This window comes from Micromonospora sp. DT53, assembly GCF_049841535.1.
Taxonomy (GTDB): domain Bacteria; phylum Actinomycetota; class Actinomycetes; order Mycobacteriales; family Micromonosporaceae; genus Micromonospora.
On sequence record NZ_JBNCKM010000003.1, the window covers coordinates 422700 to 443200 of the forward strand.

Consider the following 20501-nt stretch of genomic DNA (forward strand, 5'->3'; position numbering starts at 1 on the left):
CTAGACGCGTACGCGCTCTATCAACTCGCCGTAATCCGGCCGGTGTCGCTCGTCGTGGGGCACGGCGGTGGCAACCTGCCGGGCGACCGCACGCACAAGCGCGTTGTGCTGCTCGGCGGGTAGCTGGTCGAGCAGGTCCGCAGCCAGGCGCAACCCGTCGGGAATGTGCCCATCGCGGCACAATGCAGCCGCCTGGTGCAGTTGCACCTGCGTGCGTAGCCGTTGCTGCGACGGCGGGTAAAGCTCCAGGGCGCGCTGCTGTGCGGCCTCGGCGGCGTGCTGGTCACCGGCGTGGGCGTACACCCACGACTCGGTGTGCCGTAACCGGTGCTCTGGCCACCCCCACAGCGACTCCACGTCGGCGGTCACCGTGCTGGGCAAAGTCTCCACAAGATTGGCGAGGGCCCGCACGGACGCCACGGCCTCGGCGTGCCGGCCGGCGAGCGACAATGCCTGAGCCCGGCCCGCGAGTAGCCCGCAGGTTGCCGCCGACGGCATGCCGTCGGTCAGCGGCAGCACCTGGTCGGCCAGCGCTACCAGCATGGCCGGTGTCCGACCGTCGTAGCAGCCGTTCACAACGTCCCACGCCCGGGTGAGCACTCGCGTGTCTGCGTCGCCGGACTCGTCGGCGACCCGCTGAGCGCTAGCCCGCCACCTGCCAGCCAGCACGGTCTGCCCACATGCGTTCAGGCTGAGCGCCACGATGACCGACAGGCGACCGGCGGCGCGTAGCAGTAATGGGCGGCGGTGGCCGCCGCCGGCGATCTGGTGCTGCAACACGGTCAGGTCCCGGCCGAGTTGGGTCATGAGTTGGTCGTGCGGTTGGCGGTAGTAGCCGCGTCCGTAGCCCGCGACTATCTCGGTCCACTCATCGAAGTCGACATCGACGGCGGCGCTCAGCCCCTGCCGTAGGGCCTCCCATCCCACGAACCGATCCACCGCGGGCACCGCAGCGAGCGCGCCCATTGCCTGGACTACCGACCGTCTGCGCACGTCCTTGTCGCCTGCCTGGTTGCTCCCGTACGCGGTCTCCAATGCACCACCAGCCGACAACGCGCGGTCGTAGGCGGCCACCACCGCTGGGTTGGTGGTGCGGTCGCCGCGTTCGATCTGCCCGAGGTAGCCGAAGTCGTATGCCGTCAGCTCGGCGAACTTCCGCAGCGACCAGCCGGCGGCCTTGCGGTGTTGCCTGAGTGTGTCCCCGAAACCGTCCATCTCGCCCCCCGGCGTGTGGGCTCCCGTGTGGGCCCACCGCTCACGGCTGCCACAACCCTCAGCGTAACGGCCACGCTACCCATGCCGGTCGATCTCGGGCGGTGTGAATAGGCGCGGCGGATCGCTGCGGGACGGCGTGGTCTGTCGTAGCCGCTGGTTGTGGTGGCCGACCGGAATCTCGCTCTTGCCGGCCACCACACACAAGCCTTGGGGGTGGACGTCATGAACTGGATTGGGAGAGCGGCGGCCGTGGATGTCGACGTCGAGGTGCCCGCCGGAACCAAGCTGTTCCTCCTGGCCGGGGAGTGGCTGTGCGAGCCCACCGTGCCCGCCCGACGGGACGAGGTCGTGATCGTCGTGGCCGTCTGTCGGGGAGCGACCAGCGGCTGGGCGTGGGTGAGAGGGCACGTGTGCCGCCGCCAGGACCCTCCGGACTGTGGCACCGGGTCCTGCTTCGAGCACCAGGTGCTCACCTCGGCGATCCGCCTGAACCTGGCCGGCCAGCGGTGAGCGCGGCTCAGCCCCTGAGGGTTGACACGGAGCGGCACGGACTCACGGCCCACCTGGTGCACGACGGCGAGACGCACTTGCCGCTGCGCCCGGTGTGGCGTTGCCGGGTGGACGGCCAGCAGTGGCCCTGCCACGACGCAAAGCTGCTGCTTACGGTGGAGTTCGATGACAACCCGTTGGGACTGACCATTTACCTGGCAGGCATGTTCTACGAGGCCGCCCAGGATCTTCCCCACCTCAACCCCTACGGCGGATCCAGCCCGCGCGAGTTGTACGACCGCTTCGTGGCCTGGGGTCGGCGGTCCGGGCCGCGCTCAGCGGACCGGGCTGGACTCCAGCGAGGCGAAGAGCAGGTTGAGACCCTCGGTCATGGTCGGGTGGGTGATGACCGCATCCCGCAGGGCGGTCCACGGCATTCCGGCGAGCATGGCCAACTGCACCGAGGTGATCACCTCACCGGCCTCGGCGCCGAGCAGCGCCGCACCGAGGATCCGGTCGGTGCTGGTGTCGACGACCGCCTTCCACATGCCCCGGGTCTGGCGCAGGGTGCGTGCCCGGGGGATGGCGGCGACCGGCAGGTGGGCGACCTGGACGTCGTACCCGGCGCGGCGCGCCTCGGTCTCGGTCAGCCCGATCCGCGCCAGCTCCGGGGTGGTGAAGACGGTGTACGGGATCAGTCGGTCGGCGGTGCTGCGCTGGCCACCCGCGAGGTTCGCCCTGATGATCCGGTAGTCGTCCAACGAGACGTGGGTGAACTGCGGGCTGCCGGCGACGTCCCCGGCCGCCCAGGTGCGCTCGGCGCTGGTGCGCAGGTGCTCGTCGACCTCCACGAAGCCCCGCTCGCTGAGGCGTACGCCGGCCACGTCCAAGCCGAGCCCGTCGGTGACCGGTTCCCGGCCGGCCGCCACCAGCACGTCGTCCCCGATCACCGTGCCGCCGTCGTCCAGTGTCACCCGGAGCGAGCCGTCGGCCTCCCGGTCGACCCGTGCGACCGCCACACCCACCCGTACGTCGATGCCGTCATCGAGGAAGACGCGCATCACCGCGTCGCTCACGTCGGGGTCCTCCCGGGTGAGCAGCCGTGGACCGCCCTCGACCAGCGTCACCGCGCTGCCGAACAACGCGAACATCTGCGCGAACTCCACCCCGACGGTGCCGCCGCCGAGGACCACCAGTCGGGCCGGCAGCCGATCCAGGCGCAGCAGCTCGTCGCTGGTGAGCACCCCGGCCTCGGCCATCCCGGGCACCGACGGCAGATGGGGGCGGGTGCCCGTGTTGATCACCACGTCGCTGCCGCGCAACAGCCGCTCGCCGCCGTCGGCGAGTGCCACCCGTACGGTTCGTGGGCCGACGAACCGGGCCTCGCCGATCACCAGGTGCAGACCGGAGTCGAGGAACTGCTGCCGGTTGGCGGCCACCATCCCCTCGACCACGTCCTGCTTGTGCGCGCGCAACAGGTCCACGTCGACCCGGCCGCCCTCCACCGTCAGGCCGAGCGCCGACGCGTCCCGCAGTTGGCGGGCGGCCCGCGCGCTGGTGACCAGCGCCTTCGTCGGGATGCACGCGACGTTGATGCAGCTGCCGCCGATCATGCCGCGCTCGACCATGGCGACCCGCTGCCCGGAGCGGGCGACGTCCATGCTCAACGTCTTTCCGGCCTTGCCGCCACCGACGACGAGCAGGTCGAACTCCTCCGGTTGGTCGGTCACCGGACGCTCCTCTCGGTCACCGGCCAGGCCGGCGGCCACCGCTGGTGCGCGGCGGCCAGCCCAGCCTCCCAGCTCCGACGGACACGCCGACCCGGTTCGGCGCAGAATCGCCAGCGCGTGCTGATCGACTCGGGTTCCGGGAAACCGCGCTGTCCGACGACGTCCGACACCACGCGTTCAAGGAATCCGAGTCGATCATCGCGTGGCAGGATCGCCACGCGGCATGGCTGAGGTCAGTGCCGGGCGGCGCCGTTCTCGCTGACCGGCTGCCCGAAGGCCAGGAACGGCACGGGCGTCGGTGCGTCCGTGCCGATGTGCCGAGGGAAGGTCGGCTCGGCGTCGTCGGCGCTCACCTCCCGGGCCGCCGTACCTTCGGAAGCCACCGACTCGTCCGCGCCACCATGCCCGTCGTTCGCCTGCTCCGCCGGGGCCCGGTCGCCGTTCGCCTGCTCCGCCGGGGCCCGGTCGCCGTTCGCCTGCTCGGCCCGGGGCCGGTCGCCATTGGCCTGTCCTACCGGCGTCAGGTCGGCGTAGCCGCTCTGGGCCGGGGTCCGGTCGACAGGTGCGGGGTCGAGCGGGGCCCGGTCGGGAGTGGCGCGATCGGCGTCCCCATCGTCCAGGGCGGGTCGCTCCGCGGAGTGCCGGTCGACACCGACGCGGTCGATGTTGAGCCGTTCGACGCCGGACCGGTCGGGGGCGGGGCGGTCGGCGCTGGAGCGGGAACCCACCATCGGGTACTCGGCGGTCTCCGTACCGCCGGCTGCCGCGGCCATGACCGCGGCGGCGGCGAGGTCGGCCACCCGCTTGGCCTCCCGCTGTACGCGGGCGCGGACCTCCTTGGCGTGCCGCTCGGCGGAGTCCCCGGCCCGGCGGGCCTCGTCCAGCCGGGCGTTCTCGGCGGTCAGGTCCCGGCGGACCTCACTGAGCCGCTGCTGCATCCGGGACAGCTCGTTCTCCAGCGTCTCGCCTTCCTGGCGGATCTCGGCGAGCTGCTGACGGCCGGTGCCCAGCTCGGCCTGCAGCTCGCTGGCCTCCTGTCGGCGCTCCTCAAGCTCCTGTTGCAGGGCGGCGAGCTGCTGCTGATGGCTGGCAGCCTGCTCGTCGGCGCGGTTACGCAGCTCGGTCACGTGCTGCTGCGCCTCGGCCAGCAGCGAGGCGATCTGCTGCTCGGTCGCGCTGCGCTGCTCGGCCAGCTCCTGCTCGGCCGCGGCCTGCTGTTCGGCGATGTCCTGCTCGGCGGCGGTACGCCGTTCGTTTACCTCTCGCTCCACGCTGGCCTGCCACTGGGCCATCTCCTGCTGGTTCTTGGCGCGGGCCGACTGGTGTTCCTGCTGGATCTGAGTGCGGGCCGACTTCATCAGCGCGTCGGCGGCGACCCGGGTCTGGTTGAGCTGCTGCGCGCTCTGCTCGGTGATCCGCTTGGCCTCGTGCTGGGCGCGCTCGTGCGCGGCCTCACCGTCGGCCCGCAACTGCTCGGCGTGCTCGCGGATCGCGGTCAACTCGGCCTCGGCCAGCGTGCGGCGCTCCTCGTGCGCCTGCTCCTGCTCGGCACGTCGGGAGGCCAACTCCTCGGCCAGATCCTGACGTGCCTGCGCGGCCCGCTCACGGGTGTCGGCGAGGATCCGCTCGGACTCGCTGCGCAGCTCATTAGCCCGGTCGGTGGCCGACTCGGTGATGATTCCGGCCTGCTTCTCAGCGAGAGCCATGATCTCGCCGACCATCGGGCCCAGATCGTGGAACGAAGCGCGGTCCACCTGCACGGGTTGCTCCTGAAGCTCGGCCAGTTCGGCGCGCAGCCGCTGCACCTCGGCGGTCAGTTCACGGACGCGGACGGCGGATCGCCCGTGCTCTCCGCTCAGCATCTTGATCTGACCGTCGAGCTGTTCCAGGTGCCGGTCCACCTGGCGTTTGTCGTACCCGCGCAGGGTGAGCTCGAAGCTCGGCCGGGAGGCCGCATCGTCGCGTGCTGCGTGCGGCTCAGCGCCGATGGACATGCACCATCCTCCGTACGATCGGGGCGTCAGGGTCGGCGGTCGCCTGCCCCACGGGCCGTCAGTGTGGCGCAACGCTACCGCCGAGCGGACCTCATGCGAAGTCCTGCCCCACCACCTCTCACGTTGCCGCCCCGAGTTCCCCCGTTCCCGCGCCGATCATGGACTCGTGGTGCCGGAAAGGTGGTGCTCCACCACCTTTGTCAACCACCACAACTCCATGATCGACGCAGGTCCACGGGGGAGGCGCGGGTCCACGGGGGAGGGCGGTTAGCGGCGGCGGGCTACCAGGACCGCGTCGTTGTGGGTGATGTCCTCGCCGTCTGGGGTGGTGGCGGGGCGGGAGCGTTCCTCCGCGGCCAGCACCTCCCAGTGGGCCGGCTCCAGGTCGGCGGCCACGTCCTGCGCCGTGTACATCATGTCCGGCATGTGCATCCGGTGCGCCGACCCCCACAGATCCGACGGGTGGTGCCCGACGATCAGCAGGACGCCGCCCGGCGCCACCGCCGCGGCCAGCCGGCCGAACAACTCCCGCCGCTGCTCCGGGGGCAGGTGCATGAACTGCGCGGACACCAGGTCGTACGCCTCCTCGGTGGGCGGCTTGTCACGCAGGTCGGCGTGCGTGAACTCGATCCGGTCGCCGACGCGGGCGGTCTCGGCGTGCGCGGCGGCCCTGCTCAGTGCCGTGGTGGAGATGTCCACCGCCGTCACCTGCCAGCCGCGCTCGGCCAACCACACCGCGTCGGCGCCCTCGCCGCTGCCCACGTCCAGCGCGCGCCCCGGGGCCAGGTCGGCGACCTCGGCGACCAACTGTGGGTTCGGCCGACCACTCCACACCGAGGGGCGGGACTGGTAGCGCTCCTCCCACGCCGGCTCCTCGAACGTCGTGGCCACCAACTGCCGGTACGCGGCCACCGCGTCACGGGTCTCCTCGGCGATGAGATCCGCGTTGATCGCCGCCGCCGCGCTCAGGCCGGCCCCGGCGGACGTGATCACCTGACCACGGATGTCGGCCACGTTGCCCGCCACCCAGACACCCGCGACGGTGGTCGCGCCGGTGGCGTCGGTGGGGATCTGGGCACCGATGACGTGCTCACCCATCGTCACCTCCTCCGGGGCCAGACCCAGCCCCACCAGCACGTCGGCGCGGGGAGTCAACCGCGTCGCCACCACGATCGCGTCGAGCGCCACCACCCGGCCGTCGGCGAGCCGTACACCGGTCAGCGCGTCGTCGGTCACCTCCACCGCGGCTACCGGACCGGGCACCACCGCGATGCTCCGGGCGGCGAGCCGCTCGGCGACCTCCGCGTCCGGTGCCGGGGCGTCGTGCAGCAGGAGCAGCACGTCGGGGCTCCACTGTCGCCACATCTCGGCCTGGTGCACGCTCAGCGGGCTGGTCGCCAGGATGCCGATCCGACGGTCCCGAACCTCCCAGCCGTGGCAGTACGGGCAGTGCAGCACGTCGCGACCCCACCGCTGGGCCAGGCCGGGCACGTCGGGCAGTTCGTCGGTCAGGCCGGTGGTCACCAGCAGGCGACGTGCCCGCACCGACTCCCCGCCGTCGAGGCTCAGCCGGAACCCGTCGTCGTCCCGGGTCACGGCCGCCACCCGTCCGGTGCGGAACTGCCCGCCGTACCCGGCGACTTCGGCTCGCCCGATGGCGAGCAGCTCACCCGGCGGCGTCCCCTCCCGGCCCAGGTAGTTGTGGATCCGGTCGGCCGGCGCGTTGCGCGGCTCGCCGGAGTCGATGACCAGCACCGACCGTCGGGCGCGGCTCAGCGCCAGGGCTCCGCTGAGCCCCGCGGCGCCGCCGCCCACCACCACCACGTCGTATGTCTCGTCCACCGGAATCTCCCTCTTGCTTCGTCGGCTGCGCCCACCATCCGTCGCGGCCGGCAAGGCGGCAACTATCCTTGCCGTTATGGCAAACGAGGACAGCGCCGCGCTGGCGGCCGTCGGCCCCCGGCTGCGTGCCCTACGTCACCAACGCGGAACCACGCTGACCCAACTCGCCGATCTGACCGGCATCTCGGTGAGCACCCTGTCCCGGCTGGAGTCCGGTAGTCGCCGGCCCACCCTGGAGTTGCTGCTCCCGCTGGCGAGGGCCTACCAGGTGGCGCTGGACGAACTGGTCGACGCCCCCGCCACCGGCGACCCCCGGGTACACCCCAAACCGATAGTCATCCACGGCGTGACGTATCTGCCGCTGACCCGCCGGCCGGGCGGTGTGCAGGCGTTCAAGCAGATCTTCCCGCCGGACCCGTCCGCCGGAGGCCGGATTCCGCAGGCCCACGAGGGGTACGAGTGGCTCTACGTGCTCTCCGGCCGGATACGTCTGCTGCTCGGTGACCGTGATCTGACGCTGACCCCGGGGGAGGTGGCCGAGTTCGACACCCGCATGCCGCACCTCTTCTTCAACCCCGGGCCCGGCACCGCCGAGGCCCTCAGTCTCTTCGGGCCGCAGGGGGAGCGGCTGCACGTCCGCGCCCGCCCGGCCACGCCCGAGAAGAAACAATGATCAACCCGGCTTCCGGGGCGGGTACGGCCTGATCGTCGGTGCGAGGATGGCGCGATGATCGATGCGGCATCCCGAGGCTTGACCGACCGGATCGAGCACCGCGACATCGTCGTCAACGAGGCCCCGGGCTTCCGACCGGTGACCTTGGATCTTGTCGTGCCGGCGGAGGCCCGCCAGCCGGTCCCGGTTCTGGTCTGGATCCACGGCGGCGCGTGGCTGTTCGGCTCGCCCAAGCATCCGGCGGACTGGCTCATGGCAGCGGATCCGTTCACCGCCGCTGTCCGCGCCGGATTCGCGGTCGCCTCCGCGCAGTACCGGCTCAGCGGCGAGGCGCACTTTCCCGCCCAGCTCGACGACGTCAAGGCTGCGGTGCGCTGGCTACGCCGGCGCGGCGACACGGTGGGTGTGGACCGCGAGCGGATCGGGGTGTGGGGAGAGTCCGCCGGCGGTCACCTGGCCTCGCTGGTCGCGCTGACGGGCACCGACCAGGACGACAGCGCCGTCGGTGCGGCCGTCTGCTGGTACGCGCCGTCGAACCTGTTGACCATGCAGTCGCAGGCACACCCGTCCGGAACGATCGACCACGACGCGGCGGGCTCGCCCGAGTCCCTGCTGATCGGCGGCGCACTGCCCGAGAACCCGGCACTGGGCCGGGCAGCCAGTCCGATCACCTACGTCACCGGCCAAGCCCCACCCCTGCTGTTGATCCACGGCGACCAGGACCTGGTCGTGCCGGTGGGGCAGAGCGAAGAGCTCGCCGCAGCGTTGACCGCGGTGGGTGCCGAGGTCGAGTTGTCGGTGGTGCGGGGGGCCGACCACTGTTTCGCCGGGGTGCCGCTGGAGCCGCTGATCCGCGACAGCCTGGCGTTCTTCACCCGGATCCTGGCTGCCTAATGCGCTGTCGTCGCCGGAAGGCCAGTGTGGCTGCCTTGACAATGCGACCGAGTGAGTGACGATCGGGGCGGATCCAGTCGGACATCCTCGGACGCCGATGGACGCAATTACCAACGTGGGCATCGAATCTGGCAGGTTGGCGAATCCTGTTGGTTGCCTGGGGGTCAAGGGGTCGTGGCACTGGCTGGCACTCGGACGCGCGGTCGTCCGGATGGCAGCCTGACTGTCCTTAGGATCGGGCCATGCCCGTGCCTACAGATGAGCTGATCGCTTACAGCGAGGGACGCTTGGACGACAGGGACGTTAGCTGTTTCCTGCGGGCATACGAGCGCGAGTGCGGCAGGCTGAGTTGGGTGGGCGAGAGGGCGGAAGCGTTCGACGAGGTCGACCGGGATGGCGGGCGCCAAATCGGGCTTACGCACGCCTTTCTAGCGCCGGGACCATGGGCGACGCCTGCGGTGGAACGGCGGTGCTTTGCCGAGGTCCGGTGGCTGGTGGCGTGGCTGGAGGAGATCTCAGGCGAGCTTGGACTGGTGTTTGCGCTTCGCTACAACGACCGTGATCTCGGTTGGATACGCCGGGGCGTCACCGACGACGCGATCAGCGAAGGGCTGATCGCCGTTTGGGAGCGGGACTTGGAGCGGCTGGAACGTGAAGCGCCGAGACGCTGAGTAAGGCCGTCGGCCCGTGCGGTCAGGGCTGGTCCGAGAGGATCGCGAGCAGCCGCCCCACCCCGTGGGATGGGCCGATTCGAGGAATGGGATGCACGAGGCGGTTGCGGAAGCGGACCAGTGCCGCCGGCGCGTCTTTCAAGGCCGTCTTGACGTGGCGGGTCGGGGCGACGGCCTGCTCCCCAGGAGGGGCGGGTCGACGGCAGACAGTGATGGCAGGTCACCCGACAGCTAGATGCGGCGAACGAGTCCGGTGTAACTAACTATCAAGAGTGTTAGGAGAGCCCAAGCCACTAGTTGAAGCAACCACGAGGCTACTGTGAAGATTTGACCAGCAAGGGTGGTGGGGTCGAAGTCGCATCGCTCACGCGTTCCTGTGTTCAAGACGGGAACGCTGCGATCAATGCCCAATCCGACCCTTTCCACGAAAGTGCATTGACTACCGGGTTGCGCTGTTTTCAACGTTCGAGCTGCCGCAAATTTCCCTGGTTGAACCTCGGTCCCTCCTGCTGCGATGGCCAGTGTTGCAGAGATTAGAACTACGGCGGCAAACCCGGCAAGCGCCCTCCATGTTTGGTAGCCATAACCGAGCGAGACTTTGAGTGCTCTTTTGCCGAGGCGGCGGAAGCGTTCGCCCGGAAGGCGGCGAGATAGCAGGTCATCCTGCTGCGCTACGAGTATTCGTCGAGCCGACGCCTCGTGGCCGGAGTCCCTATAAGTGTTTGCTAGGAGCTTGTAGGGGTGGGCGGCGTAGTCTGGGCTGCGCCTCAACCATTCCAGCCAGCAATCAAGGCCTGCATCGCCTCGGGCAAGAGACGAGTACTTAAGATGGTCGAGATCGATTGTCCCGTCTGGCTGCCAGGTCGTCGGAGACAGTTCGCCCGACCGGCAGGCCAGAGTGGCTGGGAGCGAAATCCTCTCGGTCGAACAGACTCGTAAGTCAACCGCATATCCAGTCGGGCTATCGTCGATGTTTTCGGACCTTCGTACCCTCGAAGTCCAAGCCGCCGCCGAATTTGGAATAGGCCAAGTTGACCACCGTCCGCGATGAACGACCGAAGGCCGTGCATGACGTCATCCCGAAGTGGCTTTCTATCACCATCCCTTCCGCTATAAGCACAGGCCCTGAGGTATTTCGGAGGTGCGTCCGGAAGATCGATAAGGCTTGTGCGTGGACTCCGCAGAAGTCAACCGAGTGATGCTCGGAAGTGCCTTCTAATCGATTATCATCGAGGTATATAACAGACTTGGCTGTGACCATGTTTGCAGTTATTACACGGTTCTGCGACGAGGTAAGCGCACTCTCCGATAAGCGGATACTCCCCTCGACGGACATTGCTGTCAGATTTGCAGTCGGGAAATTCTTGCGGTGGCGTTGACGAGTTCGTCCCCCCGGCGGGGGACTTCCTGAGCATCTACGTACAGGGTCGCCTGATTGAGGTGAACGCGGCGGGCGGAGGCGGCAGAGCGCTTTCCCGGTGGGGTGATCATCGGGGGTGACGGTAGCCGGGAGATGCTCACCTACGACTTTCGCCAGCAGCCACCGCCGTTGGTGCTGCTCGACATCACTGCTGAGGGTTGGGACGCAGCGATTCATCAGGCCCCGAGCTTTGCCGCCCTGATGGCTGAATTCCCGACCACAGGTTGGCGCTTCGACGCAGAGGACGACGCCATCGCCAGCGAAGGTGAGCGACAGCAGCCGTGACAGCAACCGCGCCGGGACGGCGGCACGCTGACGAGGGCTGGCATGGACGAGGCTCTGAGCGTGCGGCCGCTCCCGAACGAGGGCGGACGCGATGCACAGAGCTTGTAAGCGAGATGTCAGCCGCCTGGTGGCGAGCGGCACGGCCGCTAGGTACCCGGGTCCTGCGCGGTGGACGGGAGATAGGTGTAGGCGCTGGCTTCAAGTTCGCTGCGTTCGTGTGGGCTGAGCTGGCTGTAGTACGTCCAGAAGCCGCCGAAGGCGTCGCCGAGCGCGGGAGCGTAGGCGCTGCTGAGCGCCGCTGTCCGTAGCGGAATCTCGCCGTCAAGGACGGCGCGTGCCATCTCACGGAGTTCGGGCTGCGGGGAATCTGCCAGCCGGTCGAGGCTGTCGCGCAGTCCGCGCAAGCGATGCGGGTCGCCGTCGGCAATGTCGGAGAGGTCGCTCACCGAGCGCCACCGGCCGATGCGACAGGATGGTCATAACCACTACCGCCGGGCAGCGTAGGCAGCTTGACGGATTCGAGGTCGGCGAGTCTGTGTGTGAGTGCGGACCGGAACGCGAGGACGGCCGCGCTTGCGTGTTGGTAAAGCTGGGTGGCCTGGCCCCACAGCTTGAGCATGTAGGCGACTTCGACGGCGGCAACGCCGTAGCCGACGATGGCGCCAACGCCGGTTGCGGAGGTGACGGTGCCGGCGGCGGCGGCGATGCCGGCGATGATCGCTGCGTCGATGAGGCCCTTGATGATGCCGCCGATGGCTTCGCTGATGGACCAGACTGAGTCGGCCATAGCCTTGTACTCGTTACCGATGTCGTTGAGCGGTCCGCGCAGCGCGGCAGCCGCCGTAGAGAGCTGTGTGAAGTAGCTGTAGGCGGCGTCTCCTGCCTGTCCCTGCCACACCTGCCGCAGGGTGGCCGCACCGGTCTGGGTGTTGAGGGCCAGGTCGTGTAGCGCGGACCCGACGTTGGTGAGGACCGGTTGCATGGTGGCGAGCGCTTCCCAGTTGCCGAAAAGGCGTTCCTGGAGCCAGGAGATGGGGTCGAAGCCGAAGACGACGTCGAAGCCCTGCATGGCCCAGGACGTGGGGCTGATGTTGTCCATCCAGCCGAGGGCGTTGGGCGGGTTGGACGGCTCCGGGGGCGGGGTGAGGCTCGCGGTGACGTCCCACATGTCGGCGAAGGGCGGGGGGAGGCAGGCAAGCGTGGTGAGTTCTTGTTCCAGAGCTGTCGGCGGTTGGCATGGAGCCGCGCCGGGAAACGTGCGGTCAAGGCTCGCTGCGGTGGCGAGGTCGTTCAGCCGGTAGTACATGGAGGTCGCGACCAGCTCGGGAGCGGAGGCGTCCAGCAGAGTGGTTAGCCGCCGCATGGTGTCGGAGATGACGGTGACGGCGTGCCGGTGCCCATCGGCGGCCATGGCGATCAACTCGCCGCCGGTGGCGTCCTTGGCATAGGTGCCGATGTAGCCCGCAATGGCTGAGGAGTCGCCGCTTGCGCGGTCCAGTTGTCGGGCGTAGTTGGCCAGCGCGAATGGCTCAACGGTGAAGCTCATGTTTCCACGACCGTGGCGACTAGGACGAGGCCGACTAGTCCGATCACCACGAGCGCGCTCGACGCGACTAGGAGCCTGACAGCTGTCGTCCACTGCTGCCGGGCGGGGTAGTAAGCCGCTCCGACCAGTCCGGCAAGGACAAGAGCAGCCATCGGGAGGAGGCGTAGCCCGTCTGCCGCCCCGACGACGATCCCGAACACGCCGACAAAGCCGAAGAAGATCGCGACGTTGGCGATGGCGGCGCGGAGGTTGCCGTAGGCCGTGTCCTGGAAGTCGGAGACCGCACCTCGAACGTCTCGCTCCGCCTGGGCACGGTCCTCCGCAGACATTGGCTTTCGTGACTTGCGCCTGCCCTTGTTACTCCCCGCAACCATGCAGCGACGATAGCAACCACCCGCCGATCCAGGCTGTCCCTAATCGAGGCACCGGGAAGTGCGCCCAGGAGGCGTCGCCTACGGCAGGTGGCGGGTTCGGCGCGGATACTGGCGGGGTGGTGAAGAAGCAGGCGACGGAGTTGACCCGGTGGACCATCCACGGCGAGCGGGTCGTGGACGACACCCGGCGGGCGCAATTGAGCATCGCCGAGGTGGAGTTGCCCGACGGGGTGCGCTTTGAGCAGTACGTGATCCGGGCTCCCCGGTCGGCCATGGTCGCCGTGCTCGATGATCGGGAGCGCCTGTTGTTGATGCGGCGGCACCGGTTCGTGTTCGACCGGTGGGTGTGGGAGTTGCCCGGTGGCTACGTCGACGACGAGGAGCAGCCGGCGCAGTGCGCGGTGCGGGAGGTCGAGGAGGAGACCGGCTGGCGGCCTCAAGGGGTGGAGCCGTTGCTGTCCTTCCAACCGTGGGTCGGCACTGCCGACGCTGAGAACCTTCTGTTCCTGGCTCGTAAGGCTGAGCGCATCGGCGCACCTTTGGACGTGAACGAGGCGGAGCAGGTCGCGTGGATTTTGCTCGACGAGGCGTACGGGCTGGTGTCCCGGGGTGAGATCGTCGGTGCCGGCACGGTGATCGCGGTGCTGGAGCTGGTCGCGCGTAAGGCCCGGGGAGAGCTGTGACCGGTCAGCGCCGCCGACCGAGCGTGGCGTCGATGCGGCCGGTGAAGTGCCGGACGGCGGGTAGCCGCCGGTGCGGAGCGAGTTGAGTTTGCAGGTCCCGGAGGTAGCGGACGGCTCTGGCGGACCGTAGCTGGGTGGTCAGGGTCAGGGCTTCCGCGCCGACGGCGCAGGCCCGGTCAGGTTCGCCCTGTTGGGCGTGGACGCTGGCGAGCAGGGCGAGGTTGAAGGCTCGGCCGCGTACATATCGGTTGTCCATGCGCAGGGACCGGACAGCGAAGCGTTCGGCGTGGGTGTTGCGGCCGAGGGCGTGGAAGCAGTGGCCGAACTTGGCCGACAGGTTCCTCGTCGACGAGCAGTACAGCAGCGAAGTACAGCAACCCTGCCCACCGAACCCGACCCGAAACGACCCCAGCACGCCGTACGACCTCGGATGACACCCGATCGGACCGGCTCGCCGAGAGTTCACACCGAAGAGGTCACTGGTGGTCGTTCAAGCAGTCATCGCCATCGACGTTCTTCATGCAAAGGTGCCGGACCGACTCGTTGGTCGGAGGCTGAGGCGGATCGCCCGCCGCGCGGTGGTGGTGACGTGCCGCGAGGGCCGGACCGGTTCCCCTCCGGTCCGACCCCCGCGATCAGGTCCGCGCTAGGCGCGGAGCCTGCGCTGCCGGACGACCAGCAGCAGCGCCGCGCCCAGGAGCACCGCCAGCACGCCGGCGCCCATCCAGGCGGAGATCGGGAACGAGTCACCGGTGACCGGGAGCTTGCCCTTCACCGGGATGGTGATGGTGGACTCGGGTGCGACCGGCGCCGGGCCGTCCGGCGGGGTGCCGGTGGCCGTCGCGGTGTTGCGCAGCGACCCGTGGTGGTAGTCGGCCTTGCTGACCGTGTACGTCGCCGCGCAGGTCACGGCAGCGCCGGCCGCGAGGGTGACGGCGCCGTTCGGGGTGCGTTCCGGACCGCAGGTGATCGGGCCGAGGTTTGCCGCCGAGGCCGGCGCGGTCAGGGTGTCGGTGATCGTCACGCCGGTCAGCGGCACCTGACCGGTGTTGGTGACCACGAACTGGAACGGCACGTGCTGACCCGGTCGGACGATCTTGTCGGTGCTGCTCGACTTCGCCACTGTGATGGCCGCGCCCCGGGTGGCCGTGACCTCGGCCGAGGCCGGCGCGGAGCGTACCGGTGCGGGCGGGTCCTGGCCGGGAATGGTCGGCGGGGTGCCGGCCGCGACGGCCGTGTTGGTGATCCGGCCGGCCTCGATGTCCGCCGCGGTGACCGCGTAGGTGGACGTGCAGGTGGTGCTCGCACCGGCGGCCAGGGTGACCGTGCCGTTGGCGACCGGCGGGGTGCCGCAGGTGATCGCCCCGGGCGTACCGGTGCCGGAGAAGTCGGTCTCGTCGACGGTCACCGCGTTGAGTGAGGTGGTGCCGGTGTTGCTCACCACGAACCGGTAGGTGACCACGTCACCGGCCGCGGACACCACGGTAGGCGTCACGGACTTGGTGATGGCGATGGCTGGATGCGGGATCGGGATGTCCACAGGCGACGGTGGTGAGACCGGCGGGGGCCCGGACGGCGGTGTGCCGGTGGCCGTGGCGACGTTGCGCAGCGACGAGCCGGTGAAGTCCTCCGCGGTCACCGTGTAGGTCGCCCGGCACTGGATGGACGCGCCCGGCGACAGCGTCACCTCCCCGTTCGGGGTGTCCTGCGGACCGCAGGTGATGTCGCCGAGTTCGCCACGCGGGGACGGCGGTAGCACCGTGTCGTTGACTGTCACGTTCGTGAGCGTGAAGCCACCGGTGTTGACCACCAGGAAGGTGTAGGGCACCTGCTGGCCGGGTGCGGTGATCGCGACAGTGGTCGACGACTTGATCACGTCGATGTTGGCGGTGAGCCCGCCCTCCGGAATGGTCAGCGTCGAGGGCGGCGAGTTCACAGGCGTCTGGCTGCCCGGCGGTGTGCCGTGTGCGGTGGCCGTGTCGGTGACCCCGTCGTTGTCCAGGTCCGCCTGGGTGACGGTGTAGGTGGCGGTGCACGCCGTCTGCGCGCCGGGTGCGAGGGTGTCGGCGGCACAGGTGATCGGGCCGAGGTTCGCGTTCGACGAGGGCGGCGCCTGCACGTCTGTGACGTTGACGTCGGTCAGGGTGAGTCCGCCGGTGTTGACCACGTGGAACCGGTAGGGCACCTGTTGCCCGACCGTACCGATCGAGGTGACCTCGGAGACCTTGACCACCGAGATCGCGGCGACCAGCCCAGCCTCCGGGATCGTCAGTGTGGACGGCGGCGAGTCGACGGGCGTCTCACTGTCCGGAGGTGTGCCGTGTGCGGTGGCCACGTCGGCGACCGCGTTGTTGTCGAGGTCGGCCTGGGTGACGGTGTAGGTGGCGGTGCAGGCTGTCGCCTGGCCTGGCGCGAGAGTGGTCTGTGGGCAGGTGATCGGCCCGAGGTTCGCGTTCGACGAGGGCGGGGTCTGCGCGTCGGTGACGTTGACGTTGGTCAGCGTCACACCGCCGTTGTTGACGACGAGGAACTGGTACGGCACCTGCTGCCCGACCGAGGTGATGGATGTGGTGGTGGACGATTTCACCACGGAGATCGACGGTGTGACGTCGGCCGCCGGAATGGTCAGCACGACCTGGTCCGAGTCCACCGGCTCCTCGGTCCCCGTCGGGGTGCCGTGCGCGGTGGCGATGTCGGTCAGCTCGTCATGGTCCAGGTCGGCCTGGGTGACTGTGTACGTCGCGGTGCAGACGGTGGTCGCACCGGGAGCGAGGGTGGTCTGTGGGCAGGTGATCGGGCCGAGGTTCGCGTTCGACGACGGTGGGTCCTGTACGTCGGTGATGTTGACGTTGTTCAGGGTGACACCGCCGGTGTTGGCGACCAGGAAGCTGTAGGGCACCTGTTGGCCCACCGAGCTGATGGCGGCGGTGGTGGACGACTTGATCAGCGAGATGGCCGGGAAGACGTCACCGCTCGGGATCGTCAACGTTGACGGCCCCGACTGGACGGGCGTTCCGCCACCGGGCGGGGTGCCCTCCGCGGTCGCGGTGTCGCGGACGAAGCCGATGTCCAGGTCGGCCTGGCTGACCGTGTAGGTGGCGGTGCACGCCGTCTGCGCGCCGGGCGCGAGGGTGACGGCGGCGCAGGTGATCGGGCCGAGGTTCGCGTTCGACGAGGGCGGCGCCTGCACGTCGGTGACGCCGACGTCGGTCAGGGTCAGCCCGCCGTTGTTGACGACGTGGAACGAGTACGGCACCTGCTGCCCGACGGTGCTGATCACATTGGTCGTGGAGGTCTTCACCACCGCGATCGAGGCGACCAGGCCGGTTTCCGGCAACGTCAGGGTCGAGGGCGGCGAGTTCACCGGGGTGCCACCGCCAGGCGGGGTGCCGTGTGCGGTGGCCGTGTTGGTGACCCCGTCGTTGTCGAGGTCGGCCTGGGTGACGGTGTAGGTGGCGGTGCACGCGGTGCGCGCGCCGGGTGCGAGGGTGGTGGCGGCGCAGGTGATCGGGCCGAGGTTGGCGTTCGACGAGGGCGGTGCCTGCACGTCGGTGACGTTGATGGCGGTCAGGGTGAGCCCGCCGTTGTTGACCACGTGGAACGAGTACGGCACCTGCTGCCCGACTGCGGTGATTGACGCTGTTGTCGAGGTCTTCGTCACCGCGATCGACGGGGTCAGTCCGGCTGCGGGAACGGTGAGCGTCGACGGCGGCGAGGTGACCGGCGTACCGCCGCCGGGCGGGGTGCCGCGTGCGGTGGCGACGTTGGTGACGCCGTCGTTGTCGAGGTCGGCCTGGGTGACGGTGTAGGTGGCGGTGCAGATGGTGGTCGCGCCGGGCGCCAGGGTGGTGGCGGCGCAGGTGATCGGGCCGAGGTTGGCGTTCGACGACGGCGGTGTCTGCACGTCGGTGACGGCCACGTTGCTCAGGGTCAGGCCGCCGGTGTTGGCGACCAGGAACCGGTACGGCACCTGCTGTCCGACGGACGTGATCGACGTGGTGGTGGACGACTTCACCACCGTGACGGCGGCGGTGAGCCCCCGCGCCGGGATGGTCAGGGTGCTCGGATCGGAGACGACAGGTGGGCCGGTGGATGGGTTGCCCTGTGCGGTGGCGACGTTGGTGACGCCGTTGTTGTCCAGGTCGGCCTGGGTGACGGTGTAGGTGGCGGTGCAGGCGGTTTGCGCCCCGGGCGCGAGGGTGGTGGCGGCGCAGGTGATCGGGCCGAGGTTGGCGTTCGACGACGGTGGGGTCTGCACGTCGGTGACGGAGATGTTGGTCAACGGAACGCCGCCGGTGTTGACCACGTGGAAGGAGTACGGCACCTGCTGACCGACGCTGTTGATCAGCGTGGTGGTCGACGACTTGATCAGGGCGATGTCGGCCGGGGCGGCGCCCGCGCAGGACAGGGTGGTGCTGAACGGGAAGTAGTGGATCTCGCCGCCGCGGTGGTCCAGCGTACGGGTGATGACGCTGCCCTCGGTGTTGCTGGAGGAGAGGTCGGTGAGGCTGGCGTTGGGGGCGTAGATGGTGCCCTCGACGGTGGCCGCGTTCGGGGTGAGGGTGAGCGCGGTGGCGGTCGGGAAGTTGAACAGGATGTAGCGCGCCTGCGGCCCGGCGATCCCGGCGAAGTTCGGGGCGGTCCAGGCGAACGTGTTGCCCACACCACTGGTGTCCACATTGACCAGCAGCGGGGTGTCGGCGGTCGGCTGACTGGCGAAGGTCAGGATCTGGATGTTGGCCAGGTCGGCGGCGGTCAGGTTGAGCACGTTCGTCACGCCCGGGGTCAACGTGACGACGGCGTTGCTGCCTGGCGGGATCGGGCGGGGCAGCACGTCACCGTTCGGCGTCCGTAGCACCACTGTGTTGTCACAGGTGGCCAGGCCGGCGGTGGTGTCCCGGAAGGCGGCGAACGCACCGGCGAAGTTGATCGGCGAGGTCGGCCCGACGCTGGGAACCGGCTGCCTGGTGACCAGCTCGACCCGGGGCGACGCGTCGTAGTCGTTCGTCGGCAGGATCCGGGTGTTGACCTGGGCGCCGTTGTTGTCGGTGTTGCGGACGAAGGCGCCGGTCAGGTCGCCGACCTTGGCGTAGCCGTTGGAGAGCACCTGGAGGCGGCTGCCGCCGACGCTGCCGGCGAAGTTGACCCGTCCACCCACGACCAGGGCGCTGGGATTGGCGTCGCCGGGCACCACGAACGATCCGGCGGTCGCCCCGGCGAGCTGGTAGGTGCCGAAGGTGAGATCACCGCCGACGGCGAGGGTTCCCTCGTTCTCGTCGTTGTTCACCGTGGCGTTGCCCTCGGTCATCACGCCGAAGCTCAGCGCCTCGGCGACCGGGTCGACCGGTCCGATGGCCTCGTCGACGGCGGCCAGTACCGGGTTGATCGGAGTGGGCGCGGCGGGCGCCGGCACCAGTAGACCGTTGACCGCCAGCACGCCCGCCACTGCGGCCAGCGCCGCAGCCCGTGACCTGCGGCTACCCCACCACGAAATCCTCATCACGCCCCCGTTGGTTCGAATGTGCCAGGGGAGCGTATCGGGGCAAAAAGCATCTTATGCCAGATTTGTCCGAATCGCTATTGCACCGAGCGAGCTTCGAACTGTGCGCGCCGTACCTCCGTGTTTATGATCGACAACCCGACCGGGGGACCCCGACATGGCCGATCGGTTTGGCCCGGAGCAGACGTGAGGTGCGCGACGGTGATCCGCGAGGCGTACGCCTGCTGGGTGCGTGAACCCGGCGCGGCCGAGATCCGGCCGGTGTCGTTGCCCGCCCCGGGCCCCGACGAGGTGCTGGTCCGGGCCAGTTACTCAGGGGTCAGCCGGGGCACCGAGACGCTGGTCTTCGCCGGCCGGGTGCCCACCGACCAGTACGCCGCGATGCGCGCGCCGTTTCAGGAGGGCGACTTCCCCGGCCCGGTGAAGTACGGCTACCTCAGCGTCGGCGTGGTCGAGCAGGGCCCACCGGAGCTGCTCGGGCGGACGGTGTTCTGCCTGCACCCGCACCAGAGCGCCTATGTCGTGCCAGCGAGCGCCGTGGTGCCGGTGCCGGAGGGGGTGCCGGCCGCCCGAGCGGTCCTCGCCGGCACGGTGGAGACCGCCATCAACGCGCTGTGGGACGCGGCGCCGCTGGTCGGTGACCGGGTCACCGTGATCGGCGGCGGCATGGTGGGCTGCTGCGTCGCGGCGCTGCTCGCCCGGTTCCCCGGCGTGCAGGTCGAGTTGGTCGACCCCGACGCGCGCCGGGCCGGCGTGGCCGGTGCGCTCGGCGTCGACTTCGCCCACCCGGCCGACGCCAAGGGCGAACGAGACCTGGTCGTGCACGCCAGCGCCACCGCCGCCGGCCTGCAACAGTCACTGGACCTGCTCGCGCCGGAGGGCACGGTCATCGAGCTGAGCTGGTACGGCGACCGCCCGGTGCAGGTGTCGCTGGGCGGGTCGTTCCACTCCGGCCGACTCACCGTGCGCAGCAGTCAGGTCGGGATGGTCGCGCCCGCCCGGCGGGGACGGCGCAGTTACGCCGACCGGCTGGCGCTCGCCCTGGACCTGCTCGACGACCCGGCCTTCGACGCGTTGATCACCGGTGCGTCCCGGTTCGCGGAACTGCCCGACGTGCTCGCCAGACTGACCTCGGGTGATCTGCCCGCCCTCTGCCACCTCATCACCTACGACGACGGGGAGTGA

At 69.5% G+C, this 20501-nt stretch carries 15 protein-coding genes and 2 pseudogenes; 7 read left to right on the forward strand and 10 right to left on the reverse strand.

Going from position 1 to position 20501, the window contains the following annotated elements:
* Positions 1 to 1215 carry a helix-turn-helix domain-containing protein gene (locus tag ACLQ3B_RS13275; protein ID WP_425780557.1) on the reverse strand — a complete coding sequence of 405 codons (1215 nt, stop codon included), beginning with the start codon at positions 1213 to 1215 and terminating at the stop codon, positions 1 to 3.
* 222 nt (positions 1216 to 1437) lie between these two features.
* On the opposite strand from ACLQ3B_RS13275, the gene ACLQ3B_RS13280 reads away from it, so the two are divergent.
* Complete coding sequence (locus tag ACLQ3B_RS13280) at positions 1438 to 1725, forward strand: hypothetical protein (RefSeq protein ID WP_425780559.1); 288 nt, start codon at positions 1438 to 1440, stop codon at positions 1723 to 1725.
* Between the two features lie 314 nt (positions 1726 to 2039).
* Here the strand turns inward: ACLQ3B_RS13280 and ACLQ3B_RS13285 are convergent, their stop codons facing one another.
* The 3 genes from ACLQ3B_RS13285 to ACLQ3B_RS13295 all read right to left on the reverse strand — a co-directional run bounded on the left by ACLQ3B_RS13285 (position 2040) and on the right by ACLQ3B_RS13295 (position 7270).
* Positions 2040 to 3434: a dihydrolipoyl dehydrogenase family protein gene (locus ACLQ3B_RS13285; protein WP_425780561.1), complete on the reverse strand. Its 1395-nt coding sequence runs from the start codon at positions 3432 to 3434 to the stop codon at positions 2040 to 2042.
* Positions 3435 to 3667: 233 nt separating this feature from the next.
* On the reverse strand, positions 3668 to 5428 hold the full coding sequence (locus ACLQ3B_RS13290; RefSeq protein WP_425780563.1) for a hypothetical protein: 1761 nt from the start codon (positions 5426 to 5428) through the stop codon (positions 3668 to 3670).
* 267 nt (positions 5429 to 5695) lie between these two features.
* Positions 5696 to 7270 (reverse strand): FAD-dependent oxidoreductase, encoded by a 1575-nt coding sequence (locus ACLQ3B_RS13295; RefSeq protein ID WP_425780565.1) that lies wholly within the window; start codon positions 7268 to 7270, stop codon positions 5696 to 5698.
* A 76-nt stretch (positions 7271 to 7346) separates the two neighbouring features.
* Between ACLQ3B_RS13295 and ACLQ3B_RS13300 the strand changes: the two genes are divergently transcribed.
* From ACLQ3B_RS13300 to ACLQ3B_RS13315, 4 genes are all read left to right on the forward strand, one after another.
* The gene (locus tag ACLQ3B_RS13300) at positions 7347 to 7943 is read left to right on the forward strand and encodes a helix-turn-helix domain-containing protein (protein WP_425780567.1); all 597 of its coding nucleotides are present in this window, start codon (positions 7347 to 7349) and stop codon (positions 7941 to 7943) included.
* Between the two features lie 54 nt (positions 7944 to 7997).
* Positions 7998 to 8837 carry an alpha/beta hydrolase fold domain-containing protein gene (locus ACLQ3B_RS13305; protein WP_425780569.1) on the forward strand — a complete coding sequence of 280 codons (840 nt, stop codon included), beginning with the start codon at positions 7998 to 8000 and terminating at the stop codon, positions 8835 to 8837.
* Positions 8838 to 9190: 353 nt separating this feature from the next.
* The gene (locus tag ACLQ3B_RS13310; protein ID WP_425780570.1) at positions 9191 to 9508 is read left to right on the forward strand and encodes a hypothetical protein; all 318 of its coding nucleotides are present in this window, start codon (positions 9191 to 9193) and stop codon (positions 9506 to 9508) included.
* A 1513-nt stretch (positions 9509 to 11021) separates the two neighbouring features.
* Complete coding sequence (locus ACLQ3B_RS13315) at positions 11022 to 11213, forward strand: hypothetical protein (protein WP_425780572.1); 192 nt, start codon at positions 11022 to 11024, stop codon at positions 11211 to 11213.
* 146 nt (positions 11214 to 11359) lie between these two features.
* Here the strand turns inward: ACLQ3B_RS13315 and ACLQ3B_RS13320 are convergent, their stop codons facing one another.
* Genes ACLQ3B_RS13320 through ACLQ3B_RS13330 form a run of 3 tightly spaced genes read right to left on the reverse strand, consistent with a single transcriptional unit; the run spans position 11360 to position 13133 of the window.
* On the reverse strand, positions 11360 to 11659 hold the full coding sequence (locus ACLQ3B_RS13320; RefSeq protein ID WP_425780574.1) for a hypothetical protein: 300 nt from the start codon (positions 11657 to 11659) through the stop codon (positions 11360 to 11362).
* On the reverse strand, positions 11656 to 12759 hold the full coding sequence (locus ACLQ3B_RS13325; protein ID WP_425780575.1) for a WXG100 family type VII secretion target: 1104 nt from the start codon (positions 12757 to 12759) through the stop codon (positions 11656 to 11658). Before ACLQ3B_RS13325 ends, ACLQ3B_RS13320 begins: the two co-directional genes overlap by 4 nt.
* A complete protein-coding gene (locus tag ACLQ3B_RS13330; protein WP_425780577.1) occupies positions 12756 to 13133 on the reverse strand; it encodes a hypothetical protein in 378 nt (125 codons plus the stop codon). The genes ACLQ3B_RS13325 and ACLQ3B_RS13330 overlap by 4 nt, the downstream gene beginning before the upstream one ends.
* A 116-nt stretch (positions 13134 to 13249) precedes the next feature.
* Here ACLQ3B_RS13330 and ACLQ3B_RS13335 point away from each other — a divergent pair, with 116 nt between their 5' ends.
* Positions 13250 to 13816, forward strand: coding sequence for an NUDIX hydrolase (locus ACLQ3B_RS13335; protein ID WP_425780579.1), 567 nt, complete (start codon positions 13250 to 13252; stop codon positions 13814 to 13816).
* Between the two features lie 4 nt (positions 13817 to 13820).
* Here ACLQ3B_RS13335 and ACLQ3B_RS13340 read toward each other — a convergent pair.
* The 3 genes and pseudogenes from ACLQ3B_RS13340 to ACLQ3B_RS13350 all read right to left on the reverse strand — a co-directional run.
* Positions 13821 to 14153 (reverse strand): annotated as a pseudogene (locus ACLQ3B_RS13340) (XRE family transcriptional regulator); the annotation flags it as partial.
* Positions 14154 to 14462: 309 nt separating this feature from the next.
* Positions 14463 to 17834, reverse strand: coding sequence for a DUF7507 domain-containing protein (locus tag ACLQ3B_RS13345; protein WP_425780899.1), 3372 nt, complete (start codon positions 17832 to 17834; stop codon positions 14463 to 14465).
* Positions 17835 to 17939: 105 nt separating this feature from the next.
* Positions 17940 to 19316: pseudogene (locus ACLQ3B_RS13350) on the reverse strand (collagen-binding domain-containing protein); the annotation flags it as partial.
* Positions 19317 to 19517: 201 nt separating this feature from the next.
* On the opposite strand from ACLQ3B_RS13350, the gene ACLQ3B_RS13355 reads away from it, so the two are divergent.
* Positions 19518 to 20501 (forward strand): dehydrogenase, encoded by a 984-nt coding sequence (locus ACLQ3B_RS13355; RefSeq protein WP_425780581.1) that lies wholly within the window; start codon positions 19518 to 19520, stop codon positions 20499 to 20501.

What these genes read in the sequence shown, in the direction of transcription:
- ACLQ3B_RS13315 (WP_425780572.1), top strand. Translation starts at nt 11,022, where the DNA reads ATGCTCACCTACGACTTTCGCCAGCAGCCACCGCCGTTGGTGCTGCTC.
- ACLQ3B_RS13275 (WP_425780557.1), bottom strand. Translation starts at nt 1,215, where the DNA reads ATGGACGGTTTCGGGGACACACTCAGGCAACACCGCAAGGCCGCCGGC.
- ACLQ3B_RS13305 (WP_425780569.1), top strand. Translation starts at nt 7,998, where the DNA reads ATGATCGATGCGGCATCCCGAGGCTTGACCGACCGGATCGAGCACCGC.
- ACLQ3B_RS13330 (WP_425780577.1), bottom strand. Translation starts at nt 13,133, where the DNA reads ATGGTTGCGGGGAGTAACAAGGGCAGGCGCAAGTCACGAAAGCCAATG.
- ACLQ3B_RS13290 (WP_425780563.1), bottom strand. Translation starts at nt 5,428, where the DNA reads ATGTCCATCGGCGCTGAGCCGCACGCAGCACGCGACGATGCGGCCTCC.
- ACLQ3B_RS13300 (WP_425780567.1), top strand. Translation starts at nt 7,347, where the DNA reads ATGGCAAACGAGGACAGCGCCGCGCTGGCGGCCGTCGGCCCCCGGCTG.
- ACLQ3B_RS13325 (WP_425780575.1), bottom strand. Translation starts at nt 12,759, where the DNA reads ATGAGCTTCACCGTTGAGCCATTCGCGCTGGCCAACTACGCCCGACAA.
- ACLQ3B_RS13280 (WP_425780559.1), top strand. Translation starts at nt 1,438, where the DNA reads ATGAACTGGATTGGGAGAGCGGCGGCCGTGGATGTCGACGTCGAGGTG.